Here is an 18,043-nt window from a genome sequence, read left to right on the forward strand (position 1 = left end):
TGGATTCTAATATTTGTAATTGTACTTAATAATAGCTGTAAACATTGATCTGCATAACAATACTACGCGGGTCTTGGCTATCCTACTATAAATGAAGATAAGACTTCAAAATGACTTTAAGAGAATAATATGTCTGAGAATCGAATTAAATCAGCTCTGTTTTTAGATGGCTGGAACTATGAATCAGGTAACAAAGATAATTTACGCAGAAATGCCACAAGTATTATTGCTAAAGAATTTGATATATCAATGAAAGATAAAATTTTTTGTCCAATATGCTCAACTCCCTTAACTAGAAAGCCTTTAGTGGAAGATTTTTTTACAAATGGCAGAGAAGCTTTTTTTTCACACTTACCTTCTTATCGTGAAGTTGACTGTAGATTAAGAGTGCCTAAACCAGAAGGTCAATTGTATGAAACAGAAGAAGAAGCAAGGGAAGCGATTGAAAATAAACAATTAGCTATCATCCATAAGTTTAAATCAGAGCCTCCAGTAGAAAATGATTCTGAATCAGAAGAATATGATCAAACAGCGGTAGAAGATGAGGATGGTCCAGTATCTGCTATTCCAATCGCAAGACATACTGGTGAAACATTAAATTTACCGACTAAAATTACTACAGTAGCAGGCATTTGTAGAAAATTTGATGAAAATTACTATAAGTATTTTTATATGCCAAATTCAAATGTAGCAATTCTACTACATGAATTACTTCATAGCGTTGAAGATGTTATTGAAGAAGATGATGAACCCAAATTGTATTTTGGTGTAATTAGAAGCTCACATGTAGGTGGAGCAGGTTCAGATAGTAATGTAAGGATGACAAGATTGGTTTCTAATCCAGCAATTAAAGATTTTTATCTTAAAGGTTTAAATGGCGTTCAAAAGAAACACGGAATTAATGATAATTCTGAAGGTCGAATTATACTCTTTTGGGGGAAAATTACGGTCAATGGTATTGGCCTTTGTGTTGAAAATCTTGAGTGGGGTGAGTATGGCCTATTACCCGAGAAATATAATTCAATACTATTAAATTGATCGTAAAAAGAGCCCATTCTCAAAAAGGTGGGCTTTTAAGCTACTAAATAAAATTAATGTATTTACACTTAAAGAAAATTTAATAAAATTTTAAAAATCAAATATAATTATTAAAATATTTAAAGGTTAATAAAGCAGAATAGTATGATGTTTGATATAGAAAATTTTGACTTCAGTGAGATTAACTCTGCTTTATCTCATTTAAAACAAGAAGAAATAATGACCTTAGTTAATGATTACTATAGTGGTGTAAAAGTAAGTGATCTTATCGAACAATATGAAATAGCTGTCCTCAGCTCTAAACTTGTTTCATTATTTCCACCAGTAAAGATAAATATCGAATGCGAGTTTTGTGATGTTCCAATGATTACAAAGCTTAACTCTAAGAGTTCATATGAACAGCTGAGTCGAAAAGATATTATTTGTCCAGAATGCCAGCATCAACAAAATAGAACCTGTAATTGTCTAAAATGTAAAGAAAAATTAAAACTTGAAGAATTGAAAAAAAAACGTAAGCAAGAAAGTCTTAATAATAAAAAAATTGCTTACTTAGAACAGCTTCAAAAAATTCCTTCTGTAAGTGAAGAAGAATTATCTTTAACTGATAAAATTTACTTAGCAAGCCTATTAAGAGAGTGCTTGCATGAAGATGCTGAATATATTGAAGAAGTTGATCAAAAAGGTACAGCTATTACTCCTTATCTTGAGTTTACATCTGAACTTTTGCAACACTTATTATCTAGAAGGCTTATTATTCCTTACTTAATAAATGATCTTGATCAATTTCGAGAGAAAGAAGATGGATCAATAACTTATCTTATTTATTATATTAAATATAAAATTAATATTCAGCCTAAGGACGGAGATTATCAAATGATGCTTCATCGTTTGATGTATCCGAGATCAGATGAATTTTCAGAAGATTCTGCTTTTTGCTATGAGTTTTGGAAGAAAATTGCATTTTATGAAAGTATGCAATATCTAATGTTTAAAATGGAAAGTGTACGTTATGATTTTTCTCCAGGTACTAAAACATATACCGTCTTTCAGAATTTGGTTAACAATTTCTCCGTAGGTCAAATCTATAATATTATCTATAGAGCTATTGCAAACAGTACAGAGCAATATCAATCAGGAAAAATTACTAAAATCCATGCACAAAATATGGTTATCTCATCTTGTGAAGGGCAAGGTGAAAGAGCTATTGCTAATAATTGGGATCTTACAAACTACGCAAGAGTTAAAGATTTACCCCAGTCGCAAATAAGCAAAATCTTCTTTGACTCAATACTTCAGATTTCATATCTTGGGTTTTCGGAGAAACCCACACCTCGTTTATAATTAAAAATACTAATATTTGATGGCTAATTTTGCTTTATTAAAAGTTTTAACTTTATAAACTTTAGTCATCATATTATTAGTGGGTTTGATAACATTTCATTCGTGATTAGGATTTTTAGGGAAGAATTCATTCCATGCTTCTGGATCTACAGGGTGATCTGCATCAAATTTTTTCCATCTGTCTAGTCCTACTACATATACATTTTTATCTTTTGCTTCACGGATAGAAAGCAAAACCCATCCTCGTTTCAAAAGATGATTAACTTCTTGAATGCTAAAAACTTCTCTTAATTCTTCAATATTGTTTAAGCTCATTTTATAACTCGCAAATAATGAGTGGGTCATTATAGTTTTATTTACTAGATTACTGTCAACAGAAACATTCTTGCATTTGCACCGAAGGTTTTCAAAATTCGCTATAATTAATTGTAGTGAAGCATCATATTTAATGCGCAGAATTAGTAAAAATTAGCAAATGTTATTCAAATAACTTTGAGAAGAAATATGAAAGATATTGATATTTTAGAAATAAAAGAAATTGGCGATTATGAAGAAGGCTTATCGTTATTGTTAGAAGATTCTGTAAATAATGGAGCTTCAATAGGTTTTCTGGCTCCTATAGAAAAGAACGAGGTCTTAAATTATTGGCATGAGGTCAACCATAAATTAGCACAAGGTTATAGCCGCCTATGGATTGCCATAAAACAAGGAAAGATTGTAGGCAGTGTTCAATTGTCCTTAGTGAGTAAAAAGAACGGAGTTCATAGAGCTGAAGTTGAAAAACTCATGGTTCTGACAACAGCAAGAAAACAAGGAATAGCAACGTTACTACTGAATGAACTAGAAAATTTTTCAAGAGAAATCGGTTTGCGATTACTGGTCTTAGATACACGGGAAGGCGATGTTTCCGAGCTTTTATATAGCAAAATTGGATTTGTTCGTGTGGGCGTAATTCCAAATTTCGCATTAAGCTCAAATGGGAGCTATGATGGCACAGCGATTTATTATAAAAGGCTTGTTTGAAAACCTTCATAAAAGGCTAGCCACAAGTTGTAAACTGAAAAGAACACACAAAATTTTTGGCTAGAGATTACTCTATTTTTTTTCGTGCTCGGTTAAAAGTAGATGTATTTGAATAACCTAATTTTCTTGCTATTTCTTCTCGGCTTAATACTTGGTTCTTAAAAAATTTAAGTAATTTTTCCTCGCGTACTTCTTTATATAATTTTTGAAAGTTATATCCTTTTTCTTTAAGCATTCTTTGCAAAGTACGTTTAGTTAAATTTAATTTTTTAGCAACTTGCTCAAGGTTCAATAGGCCATTTAAATCATCATATAATGCATTTTTTACACGAAATTGAATTTCCTGAAATTTTGATATTTTATTTAATTCATTTTCACAGATCACTTGTAACTTTTTAGATGTTAATGGGTCAGCCATAATGAGTGGGTTATTAAGAATTTGGCTAGATGTTATGAGGCAGGTATTTTTTTGATTATAATTTATTTTTTCAAACGTTGAGCTTAAAAGGTCGTGAAAACGTGTGAAATATTGTGGATATTCACATTCTAAATTAATGATAGGTTTAAATGAAGGAAAGAAAATTCGGACTAAAGAAACAAACCCAATTAAAAAAAATGCGAAACAAAACTCATAAGTTGCAACATCTAAAGGGTTATCCCAGTCAAGTGTTCCATCTTCATAAGTAATTTCATAATAACTTAAATCCTTTTCTACATATAAATTTAAGTTTATAAAAGTACACTGTATTTTTACAAATTTATTGATGGTTTCTAGAGCATCCTTTACATCGTTAGATATGACAGCGGTTAATCCTAATAAGCCATGTGAGGTAATTTTTAACTCTTTGGCAGCATAAAATCCAAGACCGAGTTCTTGTGTCAAGGTTGTGCAATTTCTAATAATGGTTTTAAAGTCAGAAATATTAACCTTATAATCCAAATCATTTAATCGATCTAAATCAACACTTGTATTCAAGAAAATCTCATCCGGATTAATATTCCACTTTTGCACAAATTGTGAAAGTAAATGAACATATGAACCTAAAATAAAGTGCTCGGTACTATGTCTAGGAATACTCATTTTTTGCAGAAAATCCATTTTTAGCCTGTATTTGATGAAAAAATAAGACATTACTATCAATTTGAAAACATACATTCATCCGATTTTTAGCCATTTCCCAATTTTTTGTCGCCTAATGTGCTGTTTTGGCACGTAATGTTTGGGCAGTTCTATATTAAATAATTAAAAAGCTCAGTATATTTTTTTTAACTCTTAAGTATAAGGAAATTGAATATTTAAGAGTGTAGGGACATCAATTTAAAAAAAATGAAAAAGCTTGGAGCTTAGGATGAAAAAGAAATATAGGAATGCTGTAATTCTTACATTCAGTTTAGTTATTAACAGTGGAGCTGTGGTAAATGCAGCTTTTAGCGATTCAAGTACTAGCAAGTCTTCTTGGCTAAATTGTAACGTAAATTCATGTACAGAAGGTGGTAGTACTTCCGTAAAATCAAGTTATGCAAAAACGAAGTATCCAATTGTATTGGCTCATGGAATGGCAGGTTTTTCTGCGGTTGGCCCTTTACAATACTGGAATGGTATTACTGAAGATTTGGTGGCTAATGGAGCTAATGTTTATGTGGCTCAACAAGCTTCCTTTAACTCTTCTGAAGTGCGTGGTGAGCAATTACTTCTACAAGTTAAACAAATTTTAGCAATTACAGGTGCAGAAAAAGTTAACTTAATTGGCCATAGCCATGGTAGTCAATCTGTTCGTTATGTTGCTGGGTTAATGCCTAATAAGGTTGCTTCAGTAACCTCTGTAGGCGGACCTAACAAAGGTTCACCTGTTGCCGATATCGTTTATAACTTAACCAAATCACCTGTAGGCCCAATATTAGAACCAGTACTTGGTACAGCAGTTAACGTCTTTTTTTCTCTAGTAGGTGTTGGTTCAGGCCATTATTACGATCAAAATAGTGTTGCTGGCTTAAACTCTTTAACTACAGCTGGAGCAGCCGATTTCAATAAACGCTTTTCTGCTGGTGTGCCTGTTACTCAGTGTGGCTCAGGCGATGAACTTGTTAAGGGTGTTCGTTACTATTCTTGGGGTGGAACGAGTCCTGCAACTAACATATTAGATCCCTTTGATTCTGGATTATTGGCTTTATCTCTACTTATACCTAGCGAAAGTGATGGCTTGGTATCTAGATGTTCAAATCATCTTGGTACGGTGATTCGTGACAACTACGCATTTAATCATCTTGATGAAGTTAATCAGACGCTTGGTTTGGTTGGTTTTCTACAGAATCCTGTCACCCCGTATCGTTTACAAGCCAACCGCCTTAAAAATTTAGGACTATAGTTTAAGTGTTAAAGGAGCTTACGGCTCCTTTAATAAAAATTATTTCTTAATTAAAAGTAAAAATGAGAGATAGCTACCTTGAAGAATAAAGTATTATTTATAGTTCTTATTATTATATTTTTGGGTTTAATATACTGGTTTTTTAAACCTGATCATCAAAATTTAACAAGTTCAAGTAGTAATAAATCAGACTCTTATACTGAATCTAAATATAGCCAAGAAAGTATTAGTCCAAATAAAGGTACACCTCAACTTTCAGCTTCACTACAGGGCACAGAAATTGATTGTCCAATTCAAGTTGATAAACAAGGAAAATTAATTTTAACAGTTGGAATACGAAGTTGTTTTGATTACTTTTTTTCAAGTTTAGGTGAAAAAAGTGAAAATGAGCTTGTATCTAATATTCGTCAATATTTAACCGCAAACTTGCCAGATGAGGCTGCTAAATATGCAATATACTTATTAGATCAATACGTGGCTTATAATCATGCTTTAAAAAATCTAACACCAGAAAGCAATTTTACAGCCAATGATTTTAATGCGTATCAACGGTTAGTAAATCAGATAAATAGTTTTCAGCAAAAGTTTTTCAAGCCTAAAGAGATAAATGCTTTGTTTGGTAATGAAAGAAATCTAAATCAATTTAACATCGAGCAGATACGAGTTTACGCAGACAAGTCTTTAAGTACGGAACAAAAAGCGAGCCAAATATCGCAATTAATTGACAAACTTCCAGAAAGTTTAGGATCAGGAGTAAAAACTGCCATGCAATTTCAAGAATTGCAGCAACTTACTCAAGAAATTAAGGGAAAAGGTGGAACATCTGAAGATATTAGAAATATGCGTGAAAATTTGTTAGGGACAGAAGCTGCAAAACGTTTGGAGAAAGTTGATCAAGAAGAAGCTGTATGGGGTCAACAAGTAAATAGTTATTTAAATGAGAGAGATCAGATTTTAAAAACTGGCATGAGCAATGAAACTAAGCAACAGTCCGTTGAGGAGTTGAGAAAAAGATACTTCGGTACAAACGAAGAGCAATTAAGAGCGCAAGCTTATGAAACAATGCACGACCAAAGTAACAATTAAATGTAGCAGCTACAAATGGCTTGTTTGAAGATGGATTTGGGAAACTATAGGTGAGATTTGCTTTTTATTAAACTAGATGTTTAACAATTTAGGACTCTTATGGGCATTTTGAAAAAAATTATTTTGCTAAGCTTTGTATTTCTTTTAGGCTTTTTTATATGGCTTGGTTATTTAGTTTTTATTGTTGTTTGTGATAAATAATTCAAATAAAATTTAAGTATCTGATTTTATTAACTATAAGTTATTGAGATAAGAATAAGGAAGTTAAATGATTTTAAAGAAATTTATATTCATTATTTTTTTATTAACGCTTGTGAAAAATGAGGCATTGGCTGATTCATCTACTGAAATACTTCTAGATGAGGGAAAAGATTATTTTGAAGGCATTAATGGTAAAGATCGAGATTACGCTAAAGCTTTAGAACTATTTTTAATGGCTGCAAAGCAAGGAAGCCCATTAGCAGATGCTCGAATTGCATATATGTATCAAACAGGAGTTGGGGTCACTCAAGACTATTCCGAAGCTTTTAAGTGGAATCTTAAAGCTGCGAATAACGGAGAATTACAAGCACAATATAATTTAGCATTGATGTATCAAGATGGTTTAGGTACAGAAAAAAGCGATACAAATGCCTTTAAATGGTTTAAACAAGCAGCACTTCAAGGTGAGGTTTCAGCTCAAGTAAGCTTAGGATTAATGTATCAAAATGGTGAAGGCGTTGATAAGAATGTAGATAAGGCATTCTTTTGGTACAAAAGCGCTGCTGCACAAAATGATTTCATGGCTTTTTATTACATGGGAACTTTTTATGAAGAAGGAATCAGTGTTAAAAAAGATGAAAAACTTGCATTTGAATATTATCGGAAGGCTGCATTGTTAGAGTATGGAATTGGTCAATATGAATTAGCTAGATGTTATGAATATGGAATTGGAACAGATAAGAATATGAGCAAGGCGATCGAGTGGTATCGTAAAGCAGCTAAGAGAGGCAGTGACGAAGCTATCGAAAAATTGAAAGAACTAGAGAGCAAAAAAATTTAGATTCTAATCAATGGAAAGCTGCCAAGGCTATTTGGAACTTATGTATCCAAATTCGCCTTTTCTACCTCAGTATTCATTCATCGTTCAACGCACATTCAAAATTACTTGGGTTTTCTTTACATCTTACCTTTTTAAGAAAATTCATCATTTTAGGGTCATAAATGCCTGCCTTTGTTAGCTGTATACGTGCTTCGCGCATCATTTTCATATAATTTAATTGTTCATTTTTAGGAATATCCATCCAATATTTTGAAGGAATATCACTTTCATATTTGGCAATAATGCCAAACGTTCTATTTAATTGACTGGCGACCCAAGTTCTCGATTTTTGTCCAAAACCCGCTGGAAACTGATCTTTACGAATAATGAAATTTGCCGAAATTTGAGTTAAAGGAAAACGAATGATTGCTCCTTTCTCACCTAAACCTTTGTAGAGTTCAAAAGGTTTAAATGCAACAATAGGAGCGGGCACAATATCAATTTCATGGTTATTAAACTTCGCACCCGCATTGGTAACATCTACAGATACAGCCTGACCTCCGACATGTTGAACAAGCTTAGGTTGGGCTTCATCATATTTAAATACCCCAATTTTTTTACCAGCAGCTTTAGCGAGTGTATTGATACTTCTATCATTTACAAATAAATATGCAGGACCAATTGTCCCTAAGCCTGCAATTTCGTAAGGACCTACAACCATGTTTTTTGCTGCCATAGGCGAGGACAATAGCTTATAGGCATTAATTGCCGTTTTCATATTTGTTAATGCGCCAACAGCATCTAAAGATCCTGTATATTTATTAAACTGACGCCCACGTAAACCACTAATAATAGCACCATCACATTTTCCGACTTTTAAATCTTCAGCCGCAACGCGTTCATCAACATATGCTTTTAAAGATATATCAGCTCCCCAATTTTTGGCTTCGAGTGCATAATCTTTGGCCAAAGCGAAAGCATCTCCCGATTTACCAACTGGGTCAAAAACACAGACGGCTTGTTGCTTGGCATAAATAGTTGTTGTTAAACATGTGCTTGCAATAAATAAAATAGTTTTAAAACGATCCATATTTAGTTATCCATTATTTAAATTATAAAAATTATTTTATAAATATGGGGCAGATTAGATATGGCATTTCAACAAAAATTTTAAGGGAAAAAGTCAAAAGACAGCTAAGAGAGGCAGTGACCAAGCTATCGAAAAGTTGAAAAATATATAGCCCAAGACTTAGATAAATCAAATTTTTACAGCTCTAGATATTTTTTCAAATAGTGACCTGTTAAAGATTTTTCTGCTGAAAGCAAACCACTAACTGTTCCAGAGAACACCAATTCACCACCTTTGTCACCAGCCAATGGACCAATATCAATAATCCAATCTGCTTGACTTATAATGTCTAAATTATGTTCAATAACAATGATCGTATTACCTTTTTCAACTAAGCTATTTAATAAACTAATTAATTTTTCAGTATCAGAAGGATGTAAGCCTGTGCTCGGTTCATCTAATACAAAAATATTATCTGTTTCATTGAGTTCTTTTGAGAGTTTTAATCTTTGACGCTCACCACCAGAGAACGTATTTAAGCGTTGGCCGATTGCAATATAGTCTAATCCCAAGCTCACCAGAGAATTAAATTGCTGCTGTAAATTGTGATCTTCAAAAAAGTGACTTGCTTCTGTAACCGTCATTTTCAGAATTTCAGCAATGTTTTTACCTTTATAAAGATACTGTAACACCTCTGGGTCATATCCTGAGCCGTGACAAAGGTCGCACGTCATTTCAACATCATCTAAAAATGCGAGTTCAATTCTCTCGATACCTGATCCTTTACATTGAGGGCAAGCACCTTCGCTATTAAAACTAAAGAGCTTGGCACTCACTTTATTTGCTTTTGCAAATAGTTGACGAATCGGATCAAGAAGGTCTAGATATGTCAGTAAATTTGACCGAATACTTGCAGTAATTGCAGATTGATCAATGACTTTTGTTTCAGGATATTGTTGCGGTAAGACTTTACTGATTAATGTACTTTTTCCAGAACCAGCAACTCCTGTAATAACCGTTAGGCAGTTCTTAGGAATATCGACATCAATATTTTTTAGATTAAATAAATGGGCATTTTTAATTGAAATCCATTGATTACTCATGCGTGGTGTTTTCTTATAGACATTTGGTCTTCTAAAAAACTGGCCTGTTAAACCTGATGAGTTCTTTAACTCTGCGAAAGTTCCTTGGTAAATAATTTGACCACCGTGGATGCCAGAAAGAGGGCCCATATCAATGACATGGTCAGCTGTTCTAATAAGATCAGGGTCATGTTCAACCAATAAAACACTATTTCCTTTATCTCTAATCTTTTGAATGATTTTGATAATATTATCTAAATCTTTTGGATGAAGACCGATACTTGGTTCGTCAAAGATGTAGAGTAGGTCAACTAAACTATTACCCAAATGTTTAACCATCTTGATTCGTTGTGACTCACCACCAGATAATGTATTGCTCACACGATTAAGATTTAAATAACTGAGACCAACCAAGTTTAAGTTGCTCAGTTTATTGATGATTTCATGCAGAACAGTTTCAAATTTTTCACTTTTTATCGATTCTATAAACTCTAAAAGCATTGATACAGATAGAGCTGTACATTCAGCAATATTTTTACCGTTAATCTTACAAGATAAAGATTTTTGATTAAGTCGTTGTCCCTTACATAAAGAACATTCTTTGGTTGTAATAATCTCCTCAAGTTTATTTCGATAACGATTTCTTTCCTGCGCTTCACCTTTTAAAAAGTTACGTTCAAATCGGGTCACCAGTCCTTCATAAAGTGCTGTTTTTCTCCATTTACTTGTTGGATTTAAAGGCTTGTGCTGAGGAGCATACAAAAACAAGTCCCATTCTTTTTCACTGTAATCTTTTAATTTTTTATCTAAATCGAAATAACCGGAGTCTGCATATCGCGTCCAACGCCATGCAGTAGGTTGATAGGTAGGGAAATTGATTGCACCTTCTTCATTTAAGGATTTATCTAAATCTAATATTTTATATATATCAATGGTTTGCTCTAAACCAATACCTTCGCATTGTGGACACATGCCATTGGGATGATTGAAAGAAAAAACATTTGAATAACCAACAAATGGTTCACCCATACGTGAAAATAATAAGCGAAGATTGGCGTAAATATCTGTAATTGTTGCAACGGTTGAGCGGATATTACCCGTTAAAGGCTTTTGATTAATAATGACAGGTACATTTAAATTCTCAATTTTATCAACATCAGCGACCCCAAAATGCTGTAAACGATTGCGGACAAAGCTATCTTGAGTTTCATTAATTTGTCTTTGAGCTTCTGCACCAATAGTCTCAAAAACTAAAGAAGATTTACCTGAACCAGAGACACCAGTAAAAACGACAATTTCATGTTTTGGGATCTTTAATGAAATATTTTTAAGATTATTTTGTCTGGCTCCATAAATATTTATTGTTCTTTTAGTCATGTGTGATCACTTGAAATTAAAGATTTAAGGTAAAGATAAAACAAAATTTATGAAAAGGATGTATATGTTTATTAAGTAAATAGTTTAAATATTAACCTGATAAGCATTCTAAAATTGACAAGATTAAAGATGAAATTAGAAAAATTTCTTTAGATTATGAAAAGCTTTTTGTAGAAGAAGTTGATGAAAGTGGTAGCACTATAGTCAATCAACTCTATGATATTCTAAATGAATTTGAGAATTATTATGCAGATTTTTTACGATAGATGATCCAGATATAAAAAGTAAGAAAGATCAGAGTAATGATCAATTGATCAGAATTCAAAATTTTTATCACAAAATTTATGGTAATACTGAAAAAAAATACCTTCTTTAGTTAAAGAATCAATTGTAGCCTTTTTTTCTACAATCTGTTGAAACTGAGCCTGTTTATCAAAGATTCATAGTTAATTAAATTGGCTATGAATCTTTTTTATAAGTGAACAAATATGCCAGTTGTAAATATCCAATTATTTGAAGGTCGTGATGAAGCAAAGCCAGCTATTGCAAAAGATGTTACGGAAGCAATATCTAAACATGCAAATATCGATCCGAAATATATCTATGTAATTTTCAATGATGTGTCCGTTGAAAATTGGGCAATATCTGGAGAATTATTTTCAGAAACACTGAAAAAACAAGGATAATTTTCCTGTAAGTAGGTGTATGTGTACACCTACTTACGCTAGCAGAAATAAAGGTATTAAGATGAATAATGAAATTATATCTGTATTTAAATTAAATATAGAACGCGAAAATTTACCAGCTTTTAAGAAACTAGTTGAAAAGATTGTCAATAAAACTAAAGAAGAAGCTGGAACATTAACATATGTGTACAGTATAGATGAGAAGCAAAATAGTATTCATATTGTAGAACGCTATATGGAAAATTCTCTTTTATCGCATATAGATGTAACTTTTGCTCCTTTTGCGGAAGAATTTCTGCAATTGGCGACAGTTACAGAACTGACTGTTTATGGAAATCCAAATGCGATTGAACAAGAAAGATTAAATAAATTTGGTGCAATTTATCTTACACCTTTTGATGGATTTTCAAAGTAAAGGTAATAGATAAAATGAACCTGTATATCTATGATCATTGTCCATTTTGTACAAGAGCACGAATGATTTTTGGTCTTAAAAAAATCGAGTACACAGAAGTCATTCTGAATAATGATGATGAAGAAACCCCTATTAACATGATAGGGAAAAAAAGTTTGCCTATTTTAGAAGTTGAAAAAGGCCAATATATAGGTGAAAGTTTAGAAATTATAGAGCTGATAGATAAGAGATTTGGTAAACCCAATTTAGTTCTAGAACCAAATAACGATATAGAAAATTGGATCAATCAATCAACCTCTTTAATATACGAATTGGCAATTCCTCGTTGGGCTTTTTCGAATTTTAAAGAATTTTCTACACTTTCTTCTAAGATTTACTTTATCAATAAAAAACAATCGCTCTTAGGTGATTTCGCAATTTTATTGAAGCAAAGTAAAGAAAAAATTACAAAGATTAATGATCAACTAGAAGTATTAAATAGTCTGATTAATACTGAAAATGAGACTGTTCTATCAGGTTGTTGTTCATATACCCATATAAAGCTTTTCCCACTTTTACGTTCATTATCAATTGTTAAAGATATTCAATGGCCAGATCAAGTCTCCTTATGGATGAATGAAATGTCAAAACAATCTGGAATATCTTTGCATAATGATATAGCCCTTTAGGTCAATTAATATAGGCAGTATTATGAATAAGTTACTGAGAGTTTCATTAGGTATTGTATTGACAAGTCTTAGCCCAATCATTTTTGCTGGTAACGCTGTTAATGAAATTGGGCAAGATTATGTGTTCCCGAATAAGATAAAAGGATTTCCTGAAAAACTATCTGATTTTAGAGAGTTAGAAATTAAGAAGTTTAAAACGAGCGATAATGTAAATATTGCTTATTGGGAGGCTGGTGAAGGTGCTCCGATTGTTTTTGTACCGGGTTGGTCTGCTAATGGAGCTGAATTTATTAATGTCATATATCTATTAAGCAAACATTACCATGTATATGTTATAGATCCGAGAAATCAAGGTTTATCGGATAAAGTTAATTATGGTTCACGAATTTCTAGATTTAGTATGGATCTAAAAGAATTTTTAGATCATGAAAAACTTGAAAAAACTAATCTAGTGGGTTGGTCAATGGGGGCCTCTGTTATCTGGGGTTACATTGACCTCTTTGGTACAGATAAAATTAGTAAGTTAGCCTTTGTAGACGAACCTGTTTCTATCTATTCGCATGAAGATTGGACAGAAGAAAAACGTTTAAATTTGGGAGCAATGACTACCTCTCCAGAACGTATGATAAGTGCTTTCACAAAAAATGAACCAACTAACCAATTGGTAGTAGATATGAATGTATTTTCTAGATACCAAGTTCAGGATTCAGCTTACTTCCAAAATTCTGAAAAATTCTCACAAACTGTGATTAAAAACTCACCTGAAAAAATGGCTCAAGTATTATTTGATCATGCTACAAATAATTGGGAAGATGTTATTCAGTACAAGATAAATGTACCAACTGCAATCTTTACTGGTAAATATAGTAATAATGTTCCAAGTCAAAAATGGATGAATTCAAAAATTAAGAATTCTAAATTATTCATTTATAATGATAATGATGGAGATCATTTCTTGGCCTTCAAAAATCCTATTAGATTCTCTAAGGATATAAGTGAATTTGTTCAAGGAAAAAATTAATAGAGTTGAGACAAAAAGAGCTAACTGATCATAAAGGTAAGTACTTTGATGAGATCAGTTAGCTTTATATTGACTTGTTTCCATAAGTTTTATTTAGGATTATATGAAATATGATTTCTAGTGCTCTTTCTTTAGATTCTTTAAAAAACTTAATTTATTTTATTACCGCTGCTGAATTAAAAAGTTTTACAAAAGCTGCCGATGAATTGGGGATATCGAAATCTGCTGTTGGAAAAAGTATAAGCCGATTGGAACAAAAACTAGGAGTCCAATTATTTCACAGAAGTACTAGAAAAATTTCACTAACGACTGAAGGTGAACAATATTTACAAAGTTGTCTAGAAGCATTGCAAACTCTAGAAACTGCTCAAAATACATTACGCTCAAATTTAAAAGTTCCCTCAGGGACCGTAAGAATTGATATGCCATCAGCTTTTGGGAGAAAGTTTATGGTGCCAATTTTAATGGAAATGTCTACAGTTTATCCTGAATTAAATTTTATTATAAATTTTAATGAGAAAGTAATTGACCCTCAGGATTTAGGATTTGATTTAGCAATTCGATTTGGTGAAGTAAAAGAAAGCTTAGACCTTGTGGCTAAAGATTTGAATGATCAACAACTTGTTTTATGTGCTTCACCTAAATATCTTTCAAAAAGAGGAACTCCTAAAAGTATAGACGATTTACACAATCATGATTGTATTGTAGCGTGGAGGGGAGCAGTTCCCTTAGGTTGGCTGTTAAAAAATGAAAAACAGCAAGATTTTAGGTTTTATCCTAAACCACGCCATCAAATTAGTGATGGTGATGCGATGATTGAAACTTGTTTGCTCGGGGCAGGCATCATGCAATTTCAGCTATCATTAATAAGAGAATACATTGGAAATAAAGAGTTAAGTCTTATTTTGCCAGATTTAAATCCTTCACCTACAAAGCTTAGCCTTATTTGGCCACGTAATCCTAATTTATTACCAGGAATACGTTACGTTATTAATGAACTAATCAAATTATCAAAACAGAATAAATTCTGTTAAAACTATATCTGAATAACCTAAATCATCGGCTACTATTAATACAATATTGGGCTGTTTAGCATAGGTTGAGAAAGTAATAGTTAGAGAGGCCGAAAGTAGTATGATATTTTTTGGCATTATTAAATTCCTTTATATTTGATTTACTTTGAGATGAACATTTCCTTAATGTTCATCTCTCCTTGTTCTCAAAAAGCTAATTATTAATGACTACTATTGGCTTGATTGTTATGCCTGTTTTTGAATCCTCGAAAGCTTGATTAATATCTTTGAAATCATAAAATTTAACAAGTTTGTCAAAAGGAAACTTGCCTTCTTTATAAAATTGAATGATTTTAGGTATATGAATTTGAGGAGTAGAATCACCTTGAATGGTTCCGACAATAGTTTTTCCTTCCATCAAAATATCGTTAGTGAAATTTAAAGTAACGTCACCTCCCATGCCTACGATAGAAATTTTTCCTGCTACTCTTAAGGCATCAATTGCATTTTTAATGACAATTGGTACACCAGTTGTTTCAATAGCATAATGAACACCACCATCTGAAATCTTCTTAATTTCTTCGATGACATTCAAACTTTTACTATTCAATGCATGGGTAGCACCAAGCTCTTTAGCTAGTTCAAGGCGATTTTCATGTATGTCTATAACGATAATATTTTTAAGCCCTAAAAGATTTGCAGCCATTACAGCACTTAAACCCACTGCACCTGATCCATAGATCGCTATAGAAGTCCCTGGTTCAGGATGTAAGCTATTCATTACAGTTCCACTACCTGTTTGTATCCCACATCCTAAAGGGCCTAATAATTTTAAGTCTACGTCTTTATCAACTTTTACTACATTATGTTTATTCGCTACAGCGTAAGTTGCAAAAGAGGATTGACCGAAAAAGGTTGAATAGTCTTGGCCATCTTTATGTAGGCGATAGGTGCGATCTTGCAACTTACCACCAAAATTGAGTTCTACAGTTCTTACACATAAATTATGATGTCCTGTCAGACATTGAGAGCACGAATTACAATATGAATAAGATAATACGACATGATCTCCAACATTTACATTAGCGACACTAGAACCAATTTTTTCGACAATACCTGCACCTTCATGCCCTAAAACCGCTGGGAAGGGAGCTCCATTGCCTTTGATTGATTCTGCATCGGTATGACAAATGCCAGATGCAACTATTCTTATCAGAACTTCATCTTCTTTAGGTTCATCAATTTCAATTTCTTCAATAACTAATGGGTGATTTTTTTCTTTTGCAAGAGCTGCTTGAATTTTCATACATTTTTCCTTAAATGTAGCTGTTACCTAGCTGGAGGCTAGATAACATGTGAGTTAAAAATTAAGTCTTTACTTAATGAGACGAATTGAGTGTGGTTCTAGATAAGATTTTAATGTTTCATTAATATCTAGTTCACGTCCGATACCGCTTTGTTTAATTCCACCGAATGGCATACCAAGTTGTAAAGAATCGAAACTATGACTATTAATAAATGTGCTGCCTGCCTCAATCTTCTGCGCAATTTCATAGGCACGTTCAATGTTCTCAGACCAAACCGACGAACATAAACCTTGCTCATTATCATTGGCATATGCAATCGCTTGTTCCACAGTGTCATAACCAATCAATGGGATGATCGGTCCGAATTGCTCTTGTTGAACAATCTCTAAAGAGTTATCCAAAGTTTTCACAACATGCGGTAATACATAGTATCCTTTATTCCATTGTTCTGGCTTCAGTTTTTGCCCTAACTCACGTACTTCACATTGATCAGATGATTTTGCATTTTCAATAAATTTCTGAACGATTGACCACTGTTTTTTATTATTAAGTGGACCAAAATTTGCTTCGACATCTAAGCCATGCCCAACTTTGTATTTATCAACTTCTTCGCATAAAAGATCGAAATAATGATCAAGCTTATCCTTCGGTACATATATACGTTTCACTGCAAAACAAATTTGTCCGCTACGGGTAAATACACCTTTTAATAATTTAGGAAGAATCGCTTTAAAATCGGAATCATCTAAAATAATTGCTGCGTCATTTCCACCTAATTCAAGTGTGACATCTTTAATTGATTGTGCTGCGCTGGCCATGACAGCTGCACCTGTTGTAGTACCCCCCGTAAATGCAACTTTGCGAACAAGGGGATGACTTGTCATAAGGTTTCCTACATCGGCATCACCATGTACAACATTAATAACACCTTTGGGGAAAGTTCCAGCAATTTTTGCTAATAACTGAGTCAATGCTAGTGCGGCAAAAGGAGAGGGTTTGAGCACTACTGTATTACCAGCTAACAATAGTGGGCCAAGTTTCATCATGGTTAATACAATCGGCATATTCCAAGGAACGATTGCAGATATAACACCTTTAGCCCTTTTGTGAATACGGATCCAACCGGTTTCTTCTGCTATTTCCTTTGGGGCTAAAAGATCATCTGGAGCTTGAGCATACATACTCATCACACCGGAACCTAAGTAAAAATCAGTTTCTGCCTCCCAAAGCATTCCACCATGTTCAGCGACCAATAATTCTTTTAATAAATCCTTTTGTTGGAAAATGAGTTCAGCAGATTTTTTTAAAAGTTCTTGTCTCTCTTGAATTGAAGTTTCTTTCCATTTTTGAAATGCTTGATGAGCAACTTTAATAGCATTTTCTACATCATTTAAGCTAGTGTTGCTAATAGTACCGATCTGATTGGCGGTATTCCCTGGATCATATACAGGTTGAATCTGATCGGAAACGGTTAAAAACTCCCCATTTATAAAACCAGTAATTTGAACTTGTGACATATGTGTTTCTCCT

The 18,043-nt window shown here is 32.9% G+C and carries 17 protein-coding genes; 11 read left to right on the forward strand and 6 right to left on the reverse strand.

What is annotated here, in order from left to right; translation table 11 throughout:
- Positions 1-129: 129 nt before the first annotated feature.
- Together ACB088_RS06445 and ACB088_RS06450 are read left to right on the forward strand one after the other, a co-directional pair.
- Positions 130-1,038, forward strand: coding sequence for a hypothetical protein (locus ACB088_RS06445; RefSeq protein WP_375038373.1), 909 nt, complete (start codon positions 130-132; stop codon positions 1,036-1,038).
- A 144-nt stretch (positions 1,039-1,182) separates the two neighbouring features.
- On the forward strand, positions 1,183-2,379 hold the full coding sequence (locus tag ACB088_RS06450; protein ID WP_375038374.1) for a hypothetical protein: 1,197 nt from the start codon (positions 1,183-1,185) through the stop codon (positions 2,377-2,379).
- A gap of 96 nt (positions 2,380-2,475) precedes the next feature.
- Here ACB088_RS06450 and ACB088_RS06455 read toward each other — a convergent pair whose 3' ends face one another.
- Positions 2,476-2,724 carry a hypothetical protein gene (locus tag ACB088_RS06455; RefSeq protein ID WP_375038375.1) on the reverse strand — a complete coding sequence of 83 codons (249 nt, stop codon included), beginning with the start codon at positions 2,722-2,724 and terminating at the stop codon, positions 2,476-2,478.
- 159 nt (positions 2,725-2,883) lie between these two features.
- On the opposite strand from ACB088_RS06455, the gene ACB088_RS06460 reads away from it, so the two are divergent.
- On the forward strand, positions 2,884-3,402 hold the full coding sequence (locus tag ACB088_RS06460; RefSeq protein ID WP_375038376.1) for a GNAT family N-acetyltransferase: 519 nt from the start codon (positions 2,884-2,886) through the stop codon (positions 3,400-3,402).
- Positions 3,403-3,469: 67 nt separating this feature from the next.
- Here ACB088_RS06460 and ACB088_RS06465 read toward each other — a convergent pair whose 3' ends face one another.
- Positions 3,470-4,501 (reverse strand): AraC family transcriptional regulator ligand-binding domain-containing protein, encoded by a 1,032-nt coding sequence (locus ACB088_RS06465; RefSeq protein ID WP_375038377.1) that lies wholly within the window; start codon positions 4,499-4,501, stop codon positions 3,470-3,472.
- 250 nt (positions 4,502-4,751) lie between these two features.
- On the opposite strand from ACB088_RS06465, the gene ACB088_RS06470 reads away from it, so the two are divergent.
- The 3 genes from ACB088_RS06470 (at position 4,752) to ACB088_RS06480 (ending at position 7,896) form a co-directional block, all read left to right on the forward strand.
- Positions 4,752-5,768, forward strand: a complete 1,017-nt coding sequence (locus ACB088_RS06470; RefSeq protein WP_375038378.1) for a lipase family alpha/beta hydrolase — start codon at positions 4,752-4,754, stop codon at positions 5,766-5,768.
- 78 nt (positions 5,769-5,846) lie between these two features.
- Positions 5,847-6,854, forward strand: a complete 1,008-nt coding sequence (locus ACB088_RS06475) for a lipase secretion chaperone (protein ID WP_375038379.1) — start codon at positions 5,847-5,849, stop codon at positions 6,852-6,854.
- Between the two features lie 268 nt (positions 6,855-7,122).
- Complete coding sequence (locus tag ACB088_RS06480) at positions 7,123-7,896, forward strand: tetratricopeptide repeat protein (RefSeq protein WP_375038380.1); 774 nt, start codon at positions 7,123-7,125, stop codon at positions 7,894-7,896.
- Positions 7,897-7,969: 73 nt separating this feature from the next.
- Here the strand turns inward: ACB088_RS06480 and adeT1 are convergent, their stop codons facing one another.
- Entirely contained in the window at positions 7,970-8,965 is a 996-nt protein-coding gene (gene adeT1 / locus ACB088_RS06485; protein WP_309951022.1) for a putative multidrug efflux protein AdeT1, read from the reverse strand.
- Positions 8,966-9,141: 176 nt separating this feature from the next.
- Positions 9,142-11,403: an ATP-binding cassette domain-containing protein gene (locus ACB088_RS06490; protein ID WP_375038381.1), complete on the reverse strand. Its 2,262-nt coding sequence runs from the start codon at positions 11,401-11,403 to the stop codon at positions 9,142-9,144.
- Positions 11,404-11,891: 488 nt separating this feature from the next.
- Here ACB088_RS06490 and ACB088_RS06495 point away from each other — a divergent pair, with 488 nt between their 5' ends.
- The 5 genes from ACB088_RS06495 to ACB088_RS06515 all read left to right on the forward strand — a co-directional run bounded on the left by ACB088_RS06495 (position 11,892) and on the right by ACB088_RS06515 (position 15,227).
- Positions 11,892-12,089, forward strand: a complete 198-nt coding sequence (locus ACB088_RS06495) for a 4-oxalocrotonate tautomerase family protein (protein ID WP_045432204.1) — start codon at positions 11,892-11,894, stop codon at positions 12,087-12,089.
- Between the two features lie 61 nt (positions 12,090-12,150).
- On the forward strand, positions 12,151-12,504 hold the full coding sequence (locus tag ACB088_RS06500; protein ID WP_375038382.1) for a putative quinol monooxygenase: 354 nt from the start codon (positions 12,151-12,153) through the stop codon (positions 12,502-12,504).
- A gap of 14 nt (positions 12,505-12,518) precedes the next feature.
- Positions 12,519-13,172: a glutaredoxin 2 gene (grxB, locus tag ACB088_RS06505; RefSeq protein ID WP_375038383.1), complete on the forward strand. Its 654-nt coding sequence runs from the start codon at positions 12,519-12,521 to the stop codon at positions 13,170-13,172.
- A gap of 22 nt (positions 13,173-13,194) precedes the next feature.
- A complete protein-coding gene (locus ACB088_RS06510) occupies positions 13,195-14,193 on the forward strand; it encodes an alpha/beta fold hydrolase (protein WP_375038384.1) in 999 nt (332 codons plus the stop codon).
- Positions 14,194-14,303: 110 nt separating this feature from the next.
- Positions 14,304-15,227 carry a LysR family transcriptional regulator gene (locus ACB088_RS06515; protein WP_375038385.1) on the forward strand — a complete coding sequence of 308 codons (924 nt, stop codon included), beginning with the start codon at positions 14,304-14,306 and terminating at the stop codon, positions 15,225-15,227.
- Between the two features lie 193 nt (positions 15,228-15,420).
- Here ACB088_RS06515 and ACB088_RS06520 read toward each other — a convergent pair whose 3' ends face one another.
- Both ACB088_RS06520 and ACB088_RS06525 read right to left on the reverse strand, forming a co-directional pair.
- The gene (locus tag ACB088_RS06520; protein WP_375038386.1) at positions 15,421-16,512 is read right to left on the reverse strand and encodes an NAD(P)-dependent alcohol dehydrogenase; all 1,092 of its coding nucleotides are present in this window, start codon (positions 16,510-16,512) and stop codon (positions 15,421-15,423) included.
- A 69-nt stretch (positions 16,513-16,581) separates the two neighbouring features.
- Positions 16,582-18,030, reverse strand: a complete 1,449-nt coding sequence (locus ACB088_RS06525) for an aldehyde dehydrogenase family protein (protein ID WP_375038387.1) — start codon at positions 18,028-18,030, stop codon at positions 16,582-16,584.
- Positions 18,031-18,043: the final 13 nt, after the last annotated feature.

The organism is Acinetobacter sp. RW6, from assembly GCF_041956835.1.
GTDB lineage: Bacteria > Pseudomonadota > Gammaproteobacteria > Pseudomonadales > Moraxellaceae > Acinetobacter > Acinetobacter calcoaceticus.

What these genes read in the sequence shown, in the direction of transcription:
- ACB088_RS06445 (WP_375038373.1), top strand. Translation starts at nt 130, where the DNA reads ATGTCTGAGAATCGAATTAAATCAGCTCTGTTTTTAGATGGCTGGAAC.
- ACB088_RS06450 (WP_375038374.1), top strand. Translation starts at nt 1,183, where the DNA reads ATGATGTTTGATATAGAAAATTTTGACTTCAGTGAGATTAACTCTGCT.
- ACB088_RS06455 (WP_375038375.1), bottom strand. Translation starts at nt 2,724, where the DNA reads ATGACCCACTCATTATTTGCGAGTTATAAAATGAGCTTAAACAATATT.
- ACB088_RS06460 (WP_375038376.1), top strand. Translation starts at nt 2,884, where the DNA reads ATGAAAGATATTGATATTTTAGAAATAAAAGAAATTGGCGATTATGAA.
- ACB088_RS06465 (WP_375038377.1), bottom strand. Translation starts at nt 4,501, where the DNA reads ATGGATTTTCTGCAAAAAATGAGTATTCCTAGACATAGTACCGAGCAC.
- ACB088_RS06470 (WP_375038378.1), top strand. Translation starts at nt 4,752, where the DNA reads ATGAAAAAGAAATATAGGAATGCTGTAATTCTTACATTCAGTTTAGTT.
- ACB088_RS06480 (WP_375038380.1), top strand. Translation starts at nt 7,123, where the DNA reads ATGATTTTAAAGAAATTTATATTCATTATTTTTTTATTAACGCTTGTG.
- adeT1 (WP_309951022.1), bottom strand. Translation starts at nt 8,965, where the DNA reads ATGGATCGTTTTAAAACTATTTTATTTATTGCAAGCACATGTTTAACA.
- ACB088_RS06490 (WP_375038381.1), bottom strand. Translation starts at nt 11,403, where the DNA reads ATGACTAAAAGAACAATAAATATTTATGGAGCCAGACAAAATAATCTT.
- ACB088_RS06495 (WP_045432204.1), top strand. Translation starts at nt 11,892, where the DNA reads ATGCCAGTTGTAAATATCCAATTATTTGAAGGTCGTGATGAAGCAAAG.
- ACB088_RS06500 (WP_375038382.1), top strand. Translation starts at nt 12,151, where the DNA reads ATGAATAATGAAATTATATCTGTATTTAAATTAAATATAGAACGCGAA.
- grxB (WP_375038383.1), top strand. Translation starts at nt 12,519, where the DNA reads ATGAACCTGTATATCTATGATCATTGTCCATTTTGTACAAGAGCACGA.
- ACB088_RS06510 (WP_375038384.1), top strand. Translation starts at nt 13,195, where the DNA reads ATGAATAAGTTACTGAGAGTTTCATTAGGTATTGTATTGACAAGTCTT.
- ACB088_RS06515 (WP_375038385.1), top strand. Translation starts at nt 14,304, where the DNA reads ATGATTTCTAGTGCTCTTTCTTTAGATTCTTTAAAAAACTTAATTTAT.
- ACB088_RS06520 (WP_375038386.1), bottom strand. Translation starts at nt 16,512, where the DNA reads ATGAAAATTCAAGCAGCTCTTGCAAAAGAAAAAAATCACCCATTAGTT.
- ACB088_RS06525 (WP_375038387.1), bottom strand. Translation starts at nt 18,030, where the DNA reads ATGTCACAAGTTCAAATTACTGGTTTTATAAATGGGGAGTTTTTAACC.